13 protein-coding genes are annotated in these 16,200 nt (G+C 67.8%); 7 read left to right on the plus strand and 6 right to left on the minus strand.

Features of this window, described 5'->3' with window-relative positions:
* A complete protein-coding gene (locus tag V1Y59_RS16280; RefSeq protein WP_330505996.1) occupies positions 1 to 2,370 on the minus strand; it encodes a Tex family protein in 2,370 nt (789 codons plus the stop codon).
* A gap of 156 nt (positions 2,371 to 2,526) precedes the next feature.
* Here V1Y59_RS16280 and V1Y59_RS16285 point away from each other — a divergent pair, with 156 nt between their 5' ends.
* Positions 2,527 to 4,146, plus strand: coding sequence for an FAD-dependent monooxygenase (locus V1Y59_RS16285; protein ID WP_330505997.1), 1,620 nt, complete (start codon positions 2,527 to 2,529; stop codon positions 4,144 to 4,146).
* A gap of 31 nt (positions 4,147 to 4,177) precedes the next feature.
* Here V1Y59_RS16285 and V1Y59_RS16290 read toward each other — a convergent pair whose 3' ends face one another.
* Positions 4,178 to 5,656 (minus strand): class I adenylate-forming enzyme family protein, encoded by a 1,479-nt coding sequence (locus V1Y59_RS16290; protein WP_330505998.1) that lies wholly within the window; start codon positions 5,654 to 5,656, stop codon positions 4,178 to 4,180.
* Positions 5,657 to 5,812: 156 nt separating this feature from the next.
* On the opposite strand from V1Y59_RS16290, the gene V1Y59_RS16295 reads away from it, so the two are divergent.
* On the plus strand, positions 5,813 to 7,081 hold the full coding sequence (locus tag V1Y59_RS16295) for a PucR family transcriptional regulator (RefSeq protein WP_330505999.1): 1,269 nt from the start codon (positions 5,813 to 5,815) through the stop codon (positions 7,079 to 7,081).
* Positions 7,082 to 7,098: 17 nt separating this feature from the next.
* Here V1Y59_RS16295 and V1Y59_RS16300 read toward each other — a convergent pair whose 3' ends face one another.
* From V1Y59_RS16300 to V1Y59_RS16315, 4 genes are all read right to left on the minus strand, one after another.
* Positions 7,099 to 9,069, minus strand: a complete 1,971-nt coding sequence (locus V1Y59_RS16300; protein ID WP_330506000.1) for a GMC family oxidoreductase N-terminal domain-containing protein — start codon at positions 9,067 to 9,069, stop codon at positions 7,099 to 7,101.
* 44 nt (positions 9,070 to 9,113) lie between these two features.
* Entirely contained in the window at positions 9,114 to 10,535 is a 1,422-nt protein-coding gene (locus V1Y59_RS16305; RefSeq protein WP_330506001.1) for an aldehyde dehydrogenase family protein, read from the minus strand.
* A 153-nt stretch (positions 10,536 to 10,688) separates the two neighbouring features.
* Positions 10,689 to 11,330 (minus strand): hypothetical protein, encoded by a 642-nt coding sequence (locus V1Y59_RS16310; RefSeq protein ID WP_330506002.1) that lies wholly within the window; start codon positions 11,328 to 11,330, stop codon positions 10,689 to 10,691.
* A gap of 73 nt (positions 11,331 to 11,403) precedes the next feature.
* Entirely contained in the window at positions 11,404 to 12,393 is a 990-nt protein-coding gene (locus V1Y59_RS16315; protein ID WP_330506003.1) for an Acg family FMN-binding oxidoreductase, read from the minus strand.
* A 213-nt stretch (positions 12,394 to 12,606) separates the two neighbouring features.
* Between V1Y59_RS16315 and V1Y59_RS16320 the strand changes: the two genes are divergently transcribed.
* The 5 genes from V1Y59_RS16320 to V1Y59_RS16340 all read left to right on the plus strand — a co-directional run bounded on the left by V1Y59_RS16320 (position 12,607) and on the right by V1Y59_RS16340 (position 16,195).
* Entirely contained in the window at positions 12,607 to 13,788 is a 1,182-nt protein-coding gene (locus V1Y59_RS16320) for an acyltransferase family protein (RefSeq protein WP_330506004.1), read from the plus strand.
* A gap of 200 nt (positions 13,789 to 13,988) precedes the next feature.
* Positions 13,989 to 14,555 carry a recombinase family protein gene (locus V1Y59_RS16325; RefSeq protein WP_330506005.1) on the plus strand — a complete coding sequence of 189 codons (567 nt, stop codon included), beginning with the start codon at positions 13,989 to 13,991 and terminating at the stop codon, positions 14,553 to 14,555.
* Positions 14,552 to 14,764 carry a hypothetical protein gene (locus V1Y59_RS16330; protein WP_330506006.1) on the plus strand — a complete coding sequence of 71 codons (213 nt, stop codon included), beginning with the start codon at positions 14,552 to 14,554 and terminating at the stop codon, positions 14,762 to 14,764. The genes V1Y59_RS16325 and V1Y59_RS16330 overlap by 4 nt, the downstream gene beginning before the upstream one ends.
* 73 nt (positions 14,765 to 14,837) lie before the next feature.
* On the plus strand, positions 14,838 to 15,437 hold the full coding sequence (locus tag V1Y59_RS16335) for a TetR/AcrR family transcriptional regulator (protein WP_330506007.1): 600 nt from the start codon (positions 14,838 to 14,840) through the stop codon (positions 15,435 to 15,437).
* Positions 15,434 to 16,195, plus strand: coding sequence for a maleylpyruvate isomerase family mycothiol-dependent enzyme (locus V1Y59_RS16340; protein ID WP_330506008.1), 762 nt, complete (start codon positions 15,434 to 15,436; stop codon positions 16,193 to 16,195). Before V1Y59_RS16335 ends, V1Y59_RS16340 begins: the two co-directional genes overlap by 4 nt.
* The last annotated feature ends 5 nt before the right edge of the window (positions 16,196 to 16,200 follow it).

Genomic DNA, 16,200 nt, shown 5'->3' on the forward strand with positions numbered 1-16,200 from the left:
TCACCGCCCGAAGCCGGCGTCGCGCAGCGCCTGCGCCATCGAACCGTTCGGCCGGCTTCGGCTGCCCTGGCCCGACTGGCGGCCGCGTTTGGTCGACCGGTTGCCACGCGAATCGTCGCGCGGAGCGCGGCTGGTTCGCTTGTCCCCGTTCTTCTTCGATGCCGAACGCTTGGCGTCGGCGCCCGGCTCGTCATCGAGTCGCAGGGTCAGTCCGATGCGCTTGCGGTCGACGTCGACATCGATCACCTTGACCCGGACCACCTGCCCCGACCGGACCACCTCATGCGGATCGGACACGAACTTGTCCGACATCGCCGAGACGTGGACCAGTCCGTCCTGGTGCACACCGACGTCGACGAAGGCCCCGAACGCGGCGACATTCGTCACGACACCCTCGAGGATCATCCCCGGCTTCAGGTCGGCCACCTTCTCCACCCCGGCCGCGAAGGTCGCGGTCTCGAACGCGGGACGCGGATCGCGGCCCGGCTTTTCGAGTTCGGCGAGGATGTCGGTGACGGTCGGGACACCGAAGCGATCATCGGCGAAATCCGCCGGACGCAGACCCCGCAGGGACGTGGCGTCACCGATCAGCTCTGTGATCGCCAATCCCGACCGGTCGAGGATCCGCCGCACCACCGGATAGGCCTCGGGGTGTACGCCCGAGGCGTCCAGTGGGTCGTCGCCACCACGTATCCGGAGGAATCCGGCGCACTGCTCGAAGGCCTTCGGGCCCAGGCGGGGTACGTCGAGAAGCCCGGTACGGCTACGGAACGGCCCGGTGCTGTCGCGGTGGGCGACGATCGCCGCGGCGAGCGCGGGGGTCACCCCCGACACCCGGGACAGCAACGGCACCGACGCCGTGTTCAGGTCCACGCCCACCGCGTTCACCGCATCCTCGACGACGGCATCCAGACTGCGGGCGAGAGTCCCCGCGGTGACGTCGTGCTGGTACTGGCCGACGCCGATGGACTTGGGATCGATCTTCACCAGTTCGGCCAACGGATCCTGGAGCCGCCGGGCGATGGACACGGCGCCGCGCAACGACACGTCGAGCTGCGGGAGTTCCTTCGACGCGTATTCCGAGGCCGAGTACACCGACGCCCCGGCTTCGCTCACGACCGCCTTGGCGGGCGCCCGCGCGCCGGCCTCACGGATCTCACCGATCAACTCCGTTGCCAGCGCGTCGGTCTCGCGTGACGCCGTACCGTTGCCGATGGCGACCAGTTCCACGTCGTGGCGCGTGATGAGAGCACCCAGCGTGGCCTTGGCCTGGTCCCATTGCTTCTGTGGTTGGTGCGGGTAGACGGCGCACGTGTCGAGCACCTTGCCGGTGCCGTCGACCACCGCGACCTTCACCCCGGTGCGGAATCCGGGGTCCAGACCGAGGGTGGGGCGGGTCCCGGCCGGAGCCGCGAGCAACAGGTCCTTGAGGTTGGTCGCGAACACGGCGACCGCGTCGGCCTCGGCGCGCCGCCGGAGGGCGACGCGCGCCTCGATCGACGCCGACACCATCAGCTTGGTGCGCCACGCCCACCGGGCGGTGGTGGCCAGCCACGGAGTCGCGGCACCGGAATGTGCGGCGTCGATGCCGAGTGTGGCCGCGACCATCGCCTCGTAGGCCTCGTCGTCGCCGCCGTCGAGGGTCAGCGTGAGCGCCTCCTCCTTCTCCCCGCGCAGCACGGCGAGCACCCGGTGCGACGGCATCGAGTCCAACGGTTCGGTGAAGTCGAAGTAGTCGCGGAACTTCTGTGCGGCGGGCGACGCCGCCGCGGCCTCCGAACGTGGGGCTGTACGGACCGATCCGTCCGTCCAGAACTTCTCGCGGATGGCCCCCACCAGTTCGGCGTCCTCGGAGGCCCGTTCGATGATGATCTGGCGCGCGCCGTCGAGGGCGGCAGTCACATCGGACACTTGGTCGTTCACGAACTCCCCGGCCGCCTCGTCGGGCACGAGGCCCGGATCGGCGAGCAGCCGATCCGCGAGCGGTTCGAGCCCGGCTTCGCGGGCGATCTGCGCCTTGGTGCGGCGTTTGGGTTTGTACGGCAGGTAGATGTCCTCGACGCGGGCCTTGGTGTCGGCGGTCATCAGGGCCGCACGCAGCTCGTCGGTGAGTTTCCCCTGCTCGTCGATCGATGCGAGGACGGCCTCGCGGCGCTCGTCGAGTTCGCGCAAGTAGCGCAGGCGCTCGTCGAGGGTACGCAGCTGAGCGTCGTCGAGGCTGCCGGTGACCTCTTTGCGATAACGCGCGATGAACGGCACGGTCGAACCGTCGTCGAGCAGGCGCACGGCCGCGGTGACCTGCCCCTCCCCGACCGACAACTCCTCGGCGAGGCGTGCGTTGACGGACTTCACTGCTGGGCTCGCATTCACCCGGAGGACCCTACCGAAGTCTGCCGACACTTCCCGGAGGCAGCACCGACGGATGTCGAACGACCCCACCGGAGCCGGTCTGACGAAGTCCACACGCCGCATGACCTGCGCAGCGATAATCGACAGGTACACCAGGGCCTGCCGAGAGGTGTGACGATGAACGACGTCGATGTACTCATTGCGGGCGCCGGACCCATCGGCCTCACCGCCGCGATCGAACTGCGACGACACGGTGTGCGGATCCGGATCGTGGACCCACTCGTGGAGCCTCCCCAGTACGCGAAGGCCGTCGGCATCCAGCCGCGGACACTCGAGATCTTCGAGGGCATGGGAGTGCTGCGTCAGGTCCTGGACGCGGGGCTCGAGATGCGCGGTCAACTCATGTACGTCAACAGCACCGAGGTCGCCCGCATCGATCTGGAGATGCCCGCCGATGTCCCGTTCCGGTTTCATTGCCTCCCGCAGTATGCGACTGAACGGATTCTCGCCGAGCGCCTCGACGATCTCGGCACCACCGTCGACCGCGGCACCCGACTCCTCGGCTTCGACCACGACGCCGACGGGGTGACCGCCACGCTCGACGGCCCGCAGGGTGAGGAGACGATCCGCTGCGGCTATCTCGTCGGCTGCGATGGTGCGCACAGCACCGTTCGCAAGGGACTGGGCCTCACGTTCGAGGGTGCCGCGTTCGAGGAGCAGTACATGCTCGGCGACGTCGCGGTGGACTGGTCAGCGCCGCGGGGCTACAGCATCCGGTCGACGCATCAGACCGACGGCGTCACCGATGATGGGCTGGTGTGCATCCCGCTTCCGGGGCACCAGCGGTATCGGATGTCGATGGTGGTGCCCGACGAACTGGCGTCCGCATCGTCGGCACCGGTGGGCGACGGTGTCGCGCACGGCTTCGAAGGCACCCGCAAACCCGGTCTCGAACACATCCAGGCGGTCGTCGATCGACTCGCCCCCGAGCCCGCCACGGTCTCCGACCTCCGGTGGTCATCGGTCTTCCGTATCAGCCACCGCATCGTCGATTCCTATTCGCGGGGCCGGGTTTTCGTCGCCGGCGATGCCGCACACATTCATCCGCCGACGGGCGCCCAGGGCATGAACACCGGCATCCAGGACGCGCACAACCTGGCGTGGAAGCTCGCGCTCGCGGTCGACGGCCTCGCCGCCGACGATCTGCTCGCGACGTATGACGCCGAACGCAGACCGGTCGGTGAAGAGGTCGTCGGCCGCACGGTACGCAACGCCCGGGAGGGCGTCGGCGCCGACTCGTCGGATCCCTCCTACGTCATGCGTCGCGAAGCGCAGCTACTGATCAGCTACGCGGACAGCCCGATCGTGGGCGCGCCGAACGGTTCTGGCGGGCCACAGCCCGGTGAGCGGGCGCCCGATGCGAGCGGCCTGACCCGCGAGGTGATCAGCTTCGACATCCGCCTGTATTCGCTGCTGGATCGGCGGGATCACACGGCGGTGCTGTACGCGGACCCCGACGCCGGTCCGGCGGAGGTCGTCGACTTCGAGGAACTCGCCGACCGACTACGTCAGGCGGGACGGGACCGGATGGGCGTCTACGTCGTCGCCTCACCCGAGGCGCAGGTCGGGTCGACCGCGTTGCCGTTGATCCGGGACAGCGCCGGCCTGTTCGCGGCCGGCTATGCTCCGGCCGGCTCGTCGATCTTCATCGTCCGGCCGGACGGCTACCTCGGGTATCGGGGCCCGACAGCCGACGTCGCCTCGGCGCTCGATCATCTGGCCCTGACGTTTCGCTGACACCGCCGGTGGCAACGGCCGGCGCGGGACACTAGGCGCGGACCACCTCGGCGATCATGTCGCGCACCGTTCCCTTGACGACCTTTCCGACACTGTTGCGCGGCAACGCATCCACCACGTGGATCTCCCGCGGCACCTTGTAGCGCGCCAGTCGTGACCGGCAGAACGTCTCCATTTCCGCGGCATCCAGCGAGGCGCCCGGAGTCGCCACGACGACGGCGACGGGCTGCTCGCCGTAGGTGTCGTCGGGCCGACCGACCACCGCGGCCTCCGCCACCGCGGGGTGACGCAGGATGACGTTCTCGACTTCCTGCGGATAGATGTTCTCTCCGCCGCGGATGATGATGTCCTTCACGCGGTCGACGAGATACAGGTATCCGTCCTCGTCCAGTCTGCCGACGTCTCCGGTTCGCAACCAGCCGTCCTGCAGCGCATCGGCGGTCGCCTCCGGACGGCCGAGGTACCCACGCATCACGTTCGGTCCGTGGACCTCGACCTCGCCGGATTCTCCGACGGACCGCACCACCCCCTCGGCGACGATGCGGATGTCGACGCCCGGCAACGCCAGGCCGACCGAGCCCGACCGTCGTTCACCCGCAACGGGATTGATGGTGCAGGCGGCGGAGGTCTCCGACAGCCCGTAGCCCTCGACGACCGGAACGCCGTAGCGATCCTCGAACGCCGAGATCAGCCCGGGCGGCATCGGGGCCGCACCGCAGACCACGAACCGCAGGGGGTTCGCCTCGACGACGACGTCGGCGGGCAGGTTGGCGAGCATGGCGTAGATCGTGGGAACACCAGAGGTGAAGGTGGGCTGTTCCTCGGCGACGATCCCCCAGAACGCGGCCGGGTCGAACCGCGGTGCGATCATCGAGCTGCCGCCGACAAGCAGCGGCGACACGATGCTCGCCATGATCCCGTTGATGTGGAACAGCGGCAGGATGAGGAGGGCACGGTCAGCAGATGTCATGCCGAACCATTCGATGACCATCGACGCCATGGCGGTGAGGTTGGCGTGGTCGAGGATGACACCCTTGGGCCGCCCGGTGGTGCCGCTCGTGTAGATGAGCAGCGCGACGTCAGCTGCGTCGGCACCGTGGACCGTCGAAGCACCGGACGTCGCTCCCAGATCCGCCACCGGGACCACTGTCGCTGTGGCGTCGCCGAGCTTCGTTACGCTCGCCTCATCGGCCACGACGACCGCGGAGTGGGAGTCGGTGAGCTGGTAGAGAGCCTCGTCGGAGGTGAGTGCCGGGTTCATCGGGGTGCATGCCGCACCGAGTCGCCATGCGGCGAACATCGACACCACGAGTTCCACGCGGTTGGGCATCATCACCGCCACGACATCGCCACGCCGAACCCCGAGGGCCGAGAAGTGACCCGCCGCCCGCGACACGGCGTCGGCGAAGTCGGCGTTGCTCAACGTGGTCTCGCTGTCGGCAAGACACCGGCCGTCGGGCTCGGCGCTCGCACGCCGATCGGGCAGAGTGGCAATGGCGTCGGTGTCCAAGACGGGATCCTCTCGGTGGACGTGGTCGGTCACGCAGGTCGTGATCGGATGCTCGACCTTGAAACTAGGCGCGGCGGCGTCCCGACACGATGTGCAACCAACCGCATCGGGTGCCGCCGATTGTGCGCCCGCACATCGCGGTCATAGCATCGGTTCATGAGCACGTCGGTTCCGTCGACGACCGAGCACTACGTCGCTGCCATCGCCGACCGCATCCTCGCGACCGCGGACGCCGCGATCGAGGAGATGAACACGGCAGTGGCGGAGGGTGCGCCGGCCCTGGCCGACGACGCCGCCATCGCGCGCGACACCGTCGCGTCCAATCGGCTGACCCTGCTGCACTTCCTGCATTCGGTGGCCGTACGGCCCGACCGTCCCGTTCCGGTGCAGGTGCCGCCCGAGGCCGTCGACAAGGCGCGCAATCTGGTTCGGCGCGGGGTGGACCTCGACGTGGTCATCCAGGCCTACCGGTTCGGGCAGGAATCGTTGTGGCGCCGGTGGATGTCGGTGGCCGCCGACATCGTCGAGGACCGGGTCGAATTGATCGACGTGTTGCAGCGAAGTGCCGACCTCGTGTTCAGCTACATCAATGATGTACTGGCCCTCGAGGTCTCAGAGATTCAGCACCAACGAGATGAACTCAACCAGGGCGGGATGACCCGGCGCGCGGAGACGATCCGTCTGCTTCTCGATGGCGCGCCGGTGGACCCGGCGATCGCTACTGCGCGACTCGGTTACCCGGTGTCCGGCCCCCATACGTTCGTGGCGATCTGGTCGTCGGAAGCCGGTTCGGAAGCACTCGAGCGCACGGCCGGCGACATCGCCGGACGGCTCGGTGTCCGCTGGGTGAGTCATCCGGCCGGGACCGGGCAGTTGTGGATGTGGCTGGCGGCCGACAGCCAGGTCGACGACGCCCGGTGGCGCTCGGCGACCTCCGACGTCGCCTCGGGTGTCGACGTGCTCATCGGGCCGTCGGCTGCGGGTCCCGACGGCTTTCGCCGCGTCCACCACCGCACGGTCGATGTCCAATCGCTCGCGATCCAGGAGTCGACATCCGGTGGGCGGGTCCTGACCTACGACGAACTGATGCCCGCCGCACTCGCCGCCCAGGACATGCCACGGGCCGCCGAGTTCGTTCGCGATGCGCTCGGTGGCCTCGCCGATATCGACCCGGCGCTGGACCCGCTGCGCGAGACGGTGCGCGTCTATCTCGAACACGGCGAATCCGCGCCGCGGGCGGCGGAACAACTGTTCGCGCACCGGAACACGATCCTGCAACGGGTGGCGCGTGCCGAGGCGTTGATGGGCCGGCCGATCGAGACCCGGCGGTTGCAGGTGTTCCTCGCGCTCGAACTGCACCATCGGCTCGGTCGTGCTGTCCTCTCGTCCGTCGGCGGGCCGAAGGGCGGGGCGCGGTCGGGGTGACCGCGCCCCACCCGGGGTCAGCTCTCGTCGGCGAGGATCGCGTGCGCCGTGCGCCGTGCGAGGGTCATGGTGGTGACCATCGGGTTGACCGACGAGCAGGTGGGCATGCCACTCGCGTCGGCGATCCAGACGCCGCGTGCGTCGTGCACCTGACCGTGGATGTCGGCGACGCTCGTCGCGGGGTCGGCACCCAGCGCGGCGCTGCCCATCTGATGAGCGCTGAAGGCGACCAATCCACCGGGGCCCATGGGCAGCGAGTCCAGCTGCGTGATGAACTCCTCGACGTCGTCGCCGCGGCGCCACGGCGCAGTGGGTTGCCCACCGACCCAGATGGTGTCGGCGCCGGCCGCGACGTGCATGCGGACGCACGCAGCTGCCGCGGAGTGGAACGTCCGCTGATCGCTCTCGTCGTCGAACGGATACGTCGCCACCGAGCGGCCGTCGTCGTCGATGCTGATGCGTCCGGTTCCCTGGTCCTCGATGATGAACACCCAATCGGCCCGCGATCGGTATCGAGCGGTGAGCTCTTTGTGTCCGGCGGCCGACGTCCATGGGGTCACCGACGCATACAGTCCCGGGAACTGTTGGACGCCCTCGATGAGGAAGGCGTTGACATCCCCTGTGCCGGAGCCGAACTCGTTCATGATTCCGGCCTGCGCCGGGCCGGTGAACGGCGCGAGGTCCTCATCACCGTAGAGCCCGCTGACCAGTCCGGCGGGGTGCAGTCGCAGGCGGGTGCCGGCGGCGGGGCCACCGATGCCCGACCGCAGCAACAGCGCAGGTGACTCCATGCTGCCCGCGGCGACCACGACTGTCGGTGCGGCCACGGTGACGCTGTGGCGAACCTGGCCGCCGTCGTCGACGATGTCGACCAGAACACCTGTGGCAGCGCCGTTCTCGACCAGCACTCGGCGGGCGCGAGCACGCACGATCATCTGGGCGCCGGCGTCGCTGGCGTCTTGCAGGAAGGTGCGCATCGTGCCCTGCTTGGCGCCGGTCGCGTCACCGTAGCCGCTGAACCCGGCCAGCTGTGGGTCGAAGAGCTCCGGGTCCACGTTCAGATTGGCGTGGCGGTACGACCATCCGAGTGCCTCGGCCCCGATCGACAGCTTGGTGTGCGGGCCGTTCTGGAAGGCGACCTTGTCGTTGGCCTTGATCCGGGTCATCACGGCCTGGACGTGCTCCTCGAACTCGTCGGTGGCGACGTCGGTGAGTCCGAACTCGTCCGCCCAGCGCTTGCGCAGCCGGTCCGGCAGCGGAACGGAGTTCGACCAGTTGAGCGTCGAACCACCACCGACGGCGCCGCCGGCGACCACGTTGACCATGCCGTCGGCGGTCTGGAAGACACCGCCGTTGAGGCAGAGTTGCTGGTAGGCGACGAGTTCGGTGAGCCCGAAATCGGCCTCGGTGTGATACGCACCGGCTTCGAGGACGATGACACGCTTGCCCGCCGTGGCGAGTTCGGCCGCCGCGACACCTCCACCCGAACCCGATCCGACGACGACGGCGTCGCACTCGATGACTTCGTCGGCCGCGGTCTCCCGGGTGGTCAGGGTCGCGGATCGACGGTTGGCGATCTGCGGGACACCGGGGACACCCATGCCGTCGAGCAGCGGAGAGTGACCATCGGCATCAGCGATCGCGTAGGAGAAATTGATCGCCAGCTGCCGCACCGCGCCGATACCGACCGCCGCCTCGGGCGCGATCCGCGACACCACGCCGACCAGGGTCTCGCGGATGTGCAGAGGCTGGTTCTTCAGTCCGGTGAGGACGAAGGTGTCGATGAGTTCCATCAGCCCGGCCAACTGGTCGGCCGGGAGTTTCTCGGTCAGGTACTGCTCGACGGCCTGATGGGCGCCCAGCGAGCTTCCGGTGGTGGTGAAGAAGCCGTGCGGGTCGTCACCTTCGTGCGCAACGTCGGCGACGAACGTGTCGACCAGCGCCGCGAGTGTGGCGCGGCGGACGTCGGTGAACTGTGTTTCGGTCATCTCGGTCTCTCTGTGATTCGTGGAAGGAGTTGGGCAGCAGTGGATCAGGGCAACTGAAGGGACATGGTCTCGAGGAAGTCGTCGAACCCTGCTTCACCGAGTTCGCGACCGTTGCCGGACTGCTTGACCCCTCCGAAGGGAGCGTGGATGTTGAACGCGCCGTCGTTGATCTGCACCTGACCGGACTCGAGGCGCTGCCCGAACGCGACCGCACGGTCGACGTCCGCCGAGTACACGCCGGCGTTCAGGCCGTAGATCGTGTCGTTGGCGAGGGCGACTGCCTCGTCCTCGGTCTCGTAGGTCTGGATGACGAGCACCGGGCCGAAGATCTCCTCGGTGACGATGCGCATGTCCGGAGTGGTGTCGGTGAACACCGTCGGACGCACGTAGAAGCCGCCGTCGAGTCCCTCGGGCGCGTCCGGGCCACCGGCGAGCAGCGTGGCACCTTCCTCGATGCCGGTGCGGATGTAGCCGCGCACCCGCTCCAGCTGTGTCGCGGACACCACCGGCCCGATGACGGCCGCCGGGTCGAACGGGTTGCCGACCGTGACCTGTTCCGCCGCGGCCTTCGCAATCGCCTCATACTCGGCCTTGCGCGCGGCGGGCACGATGAGTCGGGTCAGTGCGATGCACGTCTGGCCGGAGTTGAGGTAGCAGGCGTTGGAGACGGCGGTGACTGCCGCCACGGGATCGGCGTCGTCGAGCACCACGAACGGGGACTTGCCGCCGAGCTCGAGTGCGACGCGCTTGACGGTGTCGGCGGCGACCGCTCCGATGCGTTTGCCGGCAGCGGTCGACCCGGTGAAGGTGACCATGTCGACGTCGGGGTGTGCCACCATCGCCTCGCCGACCGTGGGGCCGTAGCCGGTGACGAGGTTGAACACGCCGGGCGGCAGTCCGATCGTCTCGAAGATCTCGGCGAGTGCCAGCGCGTTCAGCGGCGCCACCTCGCTCGGCTTGGCCACGACCGTGCAGCCGACGGCGAGCGCCGGTGCGACCTTGGCCATGATCTGGTGCAGCGGGTAGTTCCACGGGGTGATCGAGGCCACGACGCCGATCGGCTTGCGCACCACCAGCGAGTTGTACACACGTTCGGAGAAGGTGAAGTCCAGCGCGATCTGCTGCACCGACGACAGCGTCATCATCGGCAGGCCCACCTGCACCACGTTGCTGGTCGCGTACGGCATGCCGACCTCACGGCTGATCAGTCCCGCGATCTCGTTCTGCCGACGGGCGAGTTCCTCGGCAGCCAGTTTCAGATACCCGACCCGCTCGGCGACATCGAGCGACGACCAACCAGGGAATGCCGTGCGTGCCGCGGCCACCGCCTTGTCGACGTCGGACGACGTTCCGGCGGGGACGGTCGCCATCACCTCGCCGCTGCCGGCGTCGGTGACGTCGATGGTTTCGGTCGACTCGGATTCAATCCATGAACCGTCGATGAAATGGGTGGAGCGGGTGATCATGCACGCCTCCTGGGATCGATGTGGCTTCGGTCACCACATCGTGGGGCACACGGATCACACCGGCGATGTGCGGTCGCACGACGTGTTCGCTCGGCGATGGGCACCCGCACACCGGTGGGTGCCCGAGCAACCTCCCGGGGTGAGCCAGGCCCTTCAGGCCTCGGAAACCGGCGGCACTGCGTGGGACGCCGCCGTGCGCCCGATCTTGTCGAGGATGTCTTGGATGTCCGTCGCCGACCCGTCTCGGCGGGTCTGCAACACCGAGGTCGCCGAGTCTGCACCCGGCGAGGAATCGACCGCCGCCACCGCCTTCAAAAGTCCCGCCGTGGCCGCGAGTAGCTCGGCGCCGGGCCCGCCGACCTGCGTGTAGGTGTTCAGCAGCTGGTCTTCGGGCCGGAATTCCTCGACCTCGATCGCCCCGTTGACCTTGGCGATCACGCTCACTCCGTCGGCGGCCAGATTGACGGTTCGGCCCAGCAGGTGCGACGGATTCTTGCCGATGACCGACGCGGCCACCCCCGTCGCACCGGCCACCAGTTTCACCGCGTCACCGAAGCCGACGTCGTGGCCCGCTTGCCATTTCGCGTATGTGTCGTGAGCGGCTGTGCCGGTCCGGATCACCAGGGCGACACCGCCGACGATGTGCCGGTAGTCCGGGATCGCTGTCGCGAGGATCTTTTCGGTGAAGGTCACGACCGGGTCGACCAGTGGTGCGAGCTCAGCGTGTTCTCGTGGTCGGACGACGAGATCCCGCCAGTCGCCGGGCCGTTCGACGATGACTGCCGGGTTGTCCACGGCAGTGCACCGCAATTGCTCGTCGAGAGATCGCGAGGGCCGTACGGTCGATCGGATGTACATGCCTTCACACCTACCGGATGTCGTCGACCAGCGTGTCCTCTATCGGCCGCCGTGGTGACACCGGTACCGGGGGCGCGCCGGTCATCGGCCATCCGACCCGCAGGATGATCTGTGGAAACGCACCACCGTCGAGAACCGACTGCCTGATCTCGTCTCGGAGCCACGCGATCTCCAGCGGTTCGGTCACCGGGCACGTGGACAATCCGACACTTGTTGCGGCGAGCAGTATCTCGCTGGCAGCCTCGCCGGCACGCAGCTGCGCGGCGCGATCATCGACCGCGGAGGCGATGAGGATGAGGTCACCGGTCACGCCGCGTCCGGTTGCCGCGTCCAAGGCGCTTCCCGCGTATGCGCGGGCCGGGAGTTCCGAATCCGGGTCGGGGCGGACGACGTTGGGCAGCGGCACCCCCTCATCCGATCCGCGAAGACCGCTCCATGCCGCGAGTTCGAGCTGATAGGCGCGATCCTTCGCGTGCACATCGGCCGCCCGGCGAGCCGCTGCGGACAGGCATGCTCGCCTTTCGGCATCGGTCACCAGATGTGCATGGACGTCGTACCGCGCCGCGCGCGCGATCAAGTCGTTGCGCTGCTCGGACGACAACACTCGGTCGTCGTAGCCCCGTCGGTCGGTACGGCGTCGTCCTATCGCCTCCGCGAGCGCCGCTTCGTCATCGGTGGGTGTGTGGGGTGCCGCGAAGTCGATCCGGGCGACGTGATCAGGATCGAAAGTCCTGGGGAACCGGCGGATCTCGCAGTGTCGGCCTTCCACGGCGAGCGCCAGCCGGAGGTGGTGCAGCACCGCCCCGAGACCGAGAGTTGCATCGCGGCCGTCGGGATCAGCGTTGCGGAGCGCGACGTCGGTGTCGACGAAGAGGTCGACCGTGGCGCCCGACTTCCGGAACCGCCAGGGTTGGGTGTTGTGCGCCGACGGGGCACGGACTGCGAGCGCCAGGGCCCGTTCGAGAACGGCATCGGTCGTCGTCGCTGCAGTGTCCGCCATCGTGATCCTCGCCTGTGAGTCGCGGTTGCATCCCACCCTTTCATGCCGAACGACTGCAGGATAGGGACCTTCTCCTCATGCTGCCGGATCGGCTCGGTGAAATTCGTGATGGCGCCGGAAGACCCCGCGGGAGCAGTATGTTCGCGTTGTGGTCCTCGACATCCGCTGTTGCCCTGCACCGAGCGGGTCGGCTCCGTCCCGGAACGCGCCACCATGACCGCGAAAGCACATCGATGGCCACTGTTCGCCGGGCTCTCGACGCGGATGAACCGCATGGCGCGTGCTACACCGCAATCGCGCGAGCGCGTCGTCGACTCCGCACGCGCAGTCGCCATCGTGGTTGTGGTGCTGTGGCATTGGACATTGTCGGTCACCCACCGCGCCGCCGACGAGTCGCTCACGATGCCCAACCCGATCGATGACGTGCCGTGGGCCTGGGCGGCCACCTGGGTCCTCCAGGTCATGCCGATGTTCTTCCTGGTCGGCGGCTATGCGAACCTCACCTGCTGGCAGCGCAGCCGAGCAGAGGGAGTCCCGTCAGGGCGGTTGATCGCCGATCGACTGCGCCGACTCTTGATTCCCACTGCGGTGTGGGCCTTCCTGTGGCTCACCTACGAACTCGTCTCTGCCGTCGCGCCGGGGCCGCACAGATGGATCTGGCAGTGGTTCCCCGGCTACCTGGTGCCCGTGTGGTTCCTGATCGTGTACATCCCGCTGATCGTCACCCTGCCGATCACCGCGGCCTGGCACAACCGCCATCCGGTGCCCGTCCTCGCAGCCCTGGCGGGATTGATCGCCCTCGGCAGCCTACTCGGCCGCGGCCTGGGCATGTCATGGGTCGAGTGGCTGACCGCGGCGGTCGTATGGGTCTTCTGTCATCACCTCGGCTATGCCTGGCGTACGTTCCAGCTGGGTCGGCGCCCGCTGCTCCAGCGGTCGGCGATCGCCGGCGCAGGACTCACCACGTTGATCGCACTGACGGTGTTCGCGCAGTACCCCCACTCGATGGTCGCGACCACCGACATGGAGTCGAACATCTTTCCCACCAACGCTGCGATCGCTGCGCTCGCGGTCTTTCAACTCGGGTTGCTGGCGGTGATCACTCCCCCGTTGGCGCGCCTTCTGCGTCGGCCACAGGTGTGGACGTGCGTCGTCGCCGTCAATGCGGTGGCGCTGACCGTGTTCCTGTGGCACATGACTGCGTACGTCGTCGTCGTGCGGATCTTCGAGGGGACCGGCCACACGCTGCTCACCGACCCCACCGCCGCCTGGTGGGCCCAGCGCGGGTTGTGGCTGCTGGCGCCACTGGCCGTTCTGCTGGCACTGATCGCGGCGCTGGCACCGGTCGAGAGCTGGTCCCGGAAGTCACGGCCAACGCCGGATCGGAACGTATGAATCCCAAAATACAAGGGTCTCGAAATTCTCGTGTCAACCATATCGAGACCTCTGCACCCTTGATGCAACCGATTTAGCTCATAAGAGCGATCGGCGACTGACGACACGTCTCATTATTCAACCCGGCTCCAACCACATTTCGAGACCTTTTTGAGATAGGGTGGTCGCATGGTCCCGGAGTTCCGATCGGAGACATCGGCATGATGCTCGGCTACGCCCGCGTGGGCGTGCAGCCCCACACGCTCGAGTCCCAGTTCGATGCCCTGACGCAAGCGGGTGTCGATCCACAGCGGATCTACAGCGACCATTCGGTGGGCGCCCGTGCCGCCGGCGGACGTCCGGGACTCGCGGAATTGCTGCGATATGCACGACCCGGCGACGTCACGGTCGTGGTCGGGATCGACCGGCTCGGCCGTACGACGCGCGAGGTTCTCACAACCGCGCGCGAGCTCTCCACCAACCAGATCGGACTGCGGTCACTGCGCGAAGGTCTCGACACCGACGACACCACCGGCGCGATGATCGTCGGAGTTCTCGCCTCACTCGCCGAACTCGACAAGGCGGACGGACCGGCGAGGCGCACGTCCGGCGCCGGCACGCACGGTGCCACGGGTGTCGGCCGCCCTCGGGCACTCGACGGTGATCAGGTCGCGTTCGCCGAACGGATGCGCGCCGACGGCCAGCCGGTCGGATCCATCGCCGCGGCCCTGGGAGTCAGTCGGGCGACGCTCTACCGCACTCTGGCCGAAAGGCGCTCGGCCCGTTGACCATCACCGACACTCACCTCGATCCGGACCTGTTCCGGCAGGGTTTCGACGACGCCAACACCCGGCTCAACGCTTTCCCACCGGCGTGGGCTCGACATCATGCGTCCACGATCATGGCCGCGGCGCGCGACAGCGACGACGACCGACCGAGCTACACCCGCGGCTACCGCGCTGCGCTGTACGGCTACCTCCGACACTCGGCCGTCTGAATGACCTCGCCGGCTCGAACCCGTCTCACCGACCTCTTGACAGAGCGTGCGCGGCGAGCTCAAACTCCTAACCATGAAAGTTTCACCTAATCGCGATAGGCGTGCCGAACGTCGTGAGGCAACCCGTCGCGAGATCGTCGATGCAGCGTGGGACATCGCCCATGCCGAGGGGCTGGCGTCGGTGACCTTGCGGGAGATCGCCGATCGGATCGGGATGCGTCCGCCCTCGCTCTATTCTCACGTCGACTCGAAGAACGCCGTGTTCGACGCGATGTTCGCCGACGCATACCGGCAGCTCGGGGCCGACTTCGACGCCATGGAACTTCCCGACGACCCGCGTGCCGCACTGCAGGTGGTCGCGGAGGTCTTCTTCGATTTCGCGACCGCCGATCCGGCCCGATACCAACTGATGTTCCAGCGCACCCTTCCCGGATTCACGCCGAGCGATGCCGCCTACGCCGAAAGCCTCCGGCAGTACGGGACGCTGCGGACATCGCTGGGCCAGGCAGGTGTCGCCATGCAGGACGACCTCGACATCTGGACCGCACTGCTCAGTGGTTTCACCGCCCAGCAGCTCGCCAATGACCCCGGCGGGGATCGATGGCGACGTCAACTGCATCGGATGGTCGACATGTTCTGCGACGCAGTCGGAATCGAAGAGACGCAGCGATGAACACGACCGCTCGGACTCCGTCACAACCGAGACCTGCTGCCCTGCAGCACGATCTCGCGATGGGTCTGGCCGCCACCGAGTATCGCCGCGTCGTCGAACTGCTCCAATCCCTGACACCCGAGCAGTGGGTGTCCACGACCGACTGCCCGGGCTGGACCGTTCGTGACATGTCCGCCCACATGCTCGGCATGGTCGAGATGGCCGCAACCCTGCGTGAACAGCGCCGACAGATGCGCACAGCCCGCCGACGAAAGGATGGGCTCTTCATCGACGCGCTCACTGCTCTGCAGATCGAGGAGCGGCGGCACATGCGCCCCGAGCAGATCATCGACAGCTACGCACAGCGTGCACCGAAGGCAGTCCGAGGCCGTACGCGCACACCTGGCCTCATCCGGCGGCGCACACTCGGTGTTCCCGGCGAGTTCGGCGGCGAAGCCGAATCCTGGACCACCGGGTACCTCACCGACGTGATCCTCACCCGCGATCCGTGGATGCACCGCATCGACATCGCCCGGGCCACCGGCGCCGAACACACCATCACCGCCGACCACGACGGTGTGCTGGTCGCAGACGTCGTCGCCGAGTGGGCCGCTCGACACGGCAGGCCCTTCTCCCTGAACCTGACCGGCCCGGCCGGCGGCCACTGGTCGCACGGGCGGGGCGGACCGGAAATCGAACTCGACGCGATCGAGTTCACCCGCATCCTGTCCGGACGTACGCCCGGAAACGGCCTTCTCACCACCCTGGTTCCCTTTTGACACGA

The sequence above is a fragment of the Gordonia prachuapensis genome, from assembly GCF_036350515.1.
Taxonomy (GTDB): Bacteria; Actinomycetota; Actinomycetes; order Mycobacteriales; family Mycobacteriaceae; genus Gordonia; species Gordonia prachuapensis.

Excerpts from the sequence above, each read along its gene's own strand:
- V1Y59_RS16285 (WP_330505997.1), top strand. The coding sequence starts at position 2,527 with ATGAACGACGTCGATGTACTCATTGCGGGCGCCGGACCCATCGGCCTC.
- V1Y59_RS16295 (WP_330505999.1), top strand. The coding sequence starts at position 5,813 with ATGAGCACGTCGGTTCCGTCGACGACCGAGCACTACGTCGCTGCCATC.
- V1Y59_RS16300 (WP_330506000.1), bottom strand. The coding sequence starts at position 9,069 with ATGACCGAAACACAGTTCACCGACGTCCGCCGCGCCACACTCGCGGCG.
- V1Y59_RS16305 (WP_330506001.1), bottom strand. The coding sequence starts at position 10,535 with ATGATCACCCGCTCCACCCATTTCATCGACGGTTCATGGATTGAATCC.
- V1Y59_RS16315 (WP_330506003.1), bottom strand. The coding sequence starts at position 12,393 with ATGGCGGACACTGCAGCGACGACGACCGATGCCGTTCTCGAACGGGCC.
- V1Y59_RS16320 (WP_330506004.1), top strand. The coding sequence starts at position 12,607 with ATGACCGCGAAAGCACATCGATGGCCACTGTTCGCCGGGCTCTCGACG.
- V1Y59_RS16325 (WP_330506005.1), top strand. The coding sequence starts at position 13,989 with ATGATGCTCGGCTACGCCCGCGTGGGCGTGCAGCCCCACACGCTCGAG.
- V1Y59_RS16335 (WP_330506007.1), top strand. The coding sequence starts at position 14,838 with ATGAAAGTTTCACCTAATCGCGATAGGCGTGCCGAACGTCGTGAGGCA.
- V1Y59_RS16340 (WP_330506008.1), top strand. The coding sequence starts at position 15,434 with ATGAACACGACCGCTCGGACTCCGTCACAACCGAGACCTGCTGCCCTG.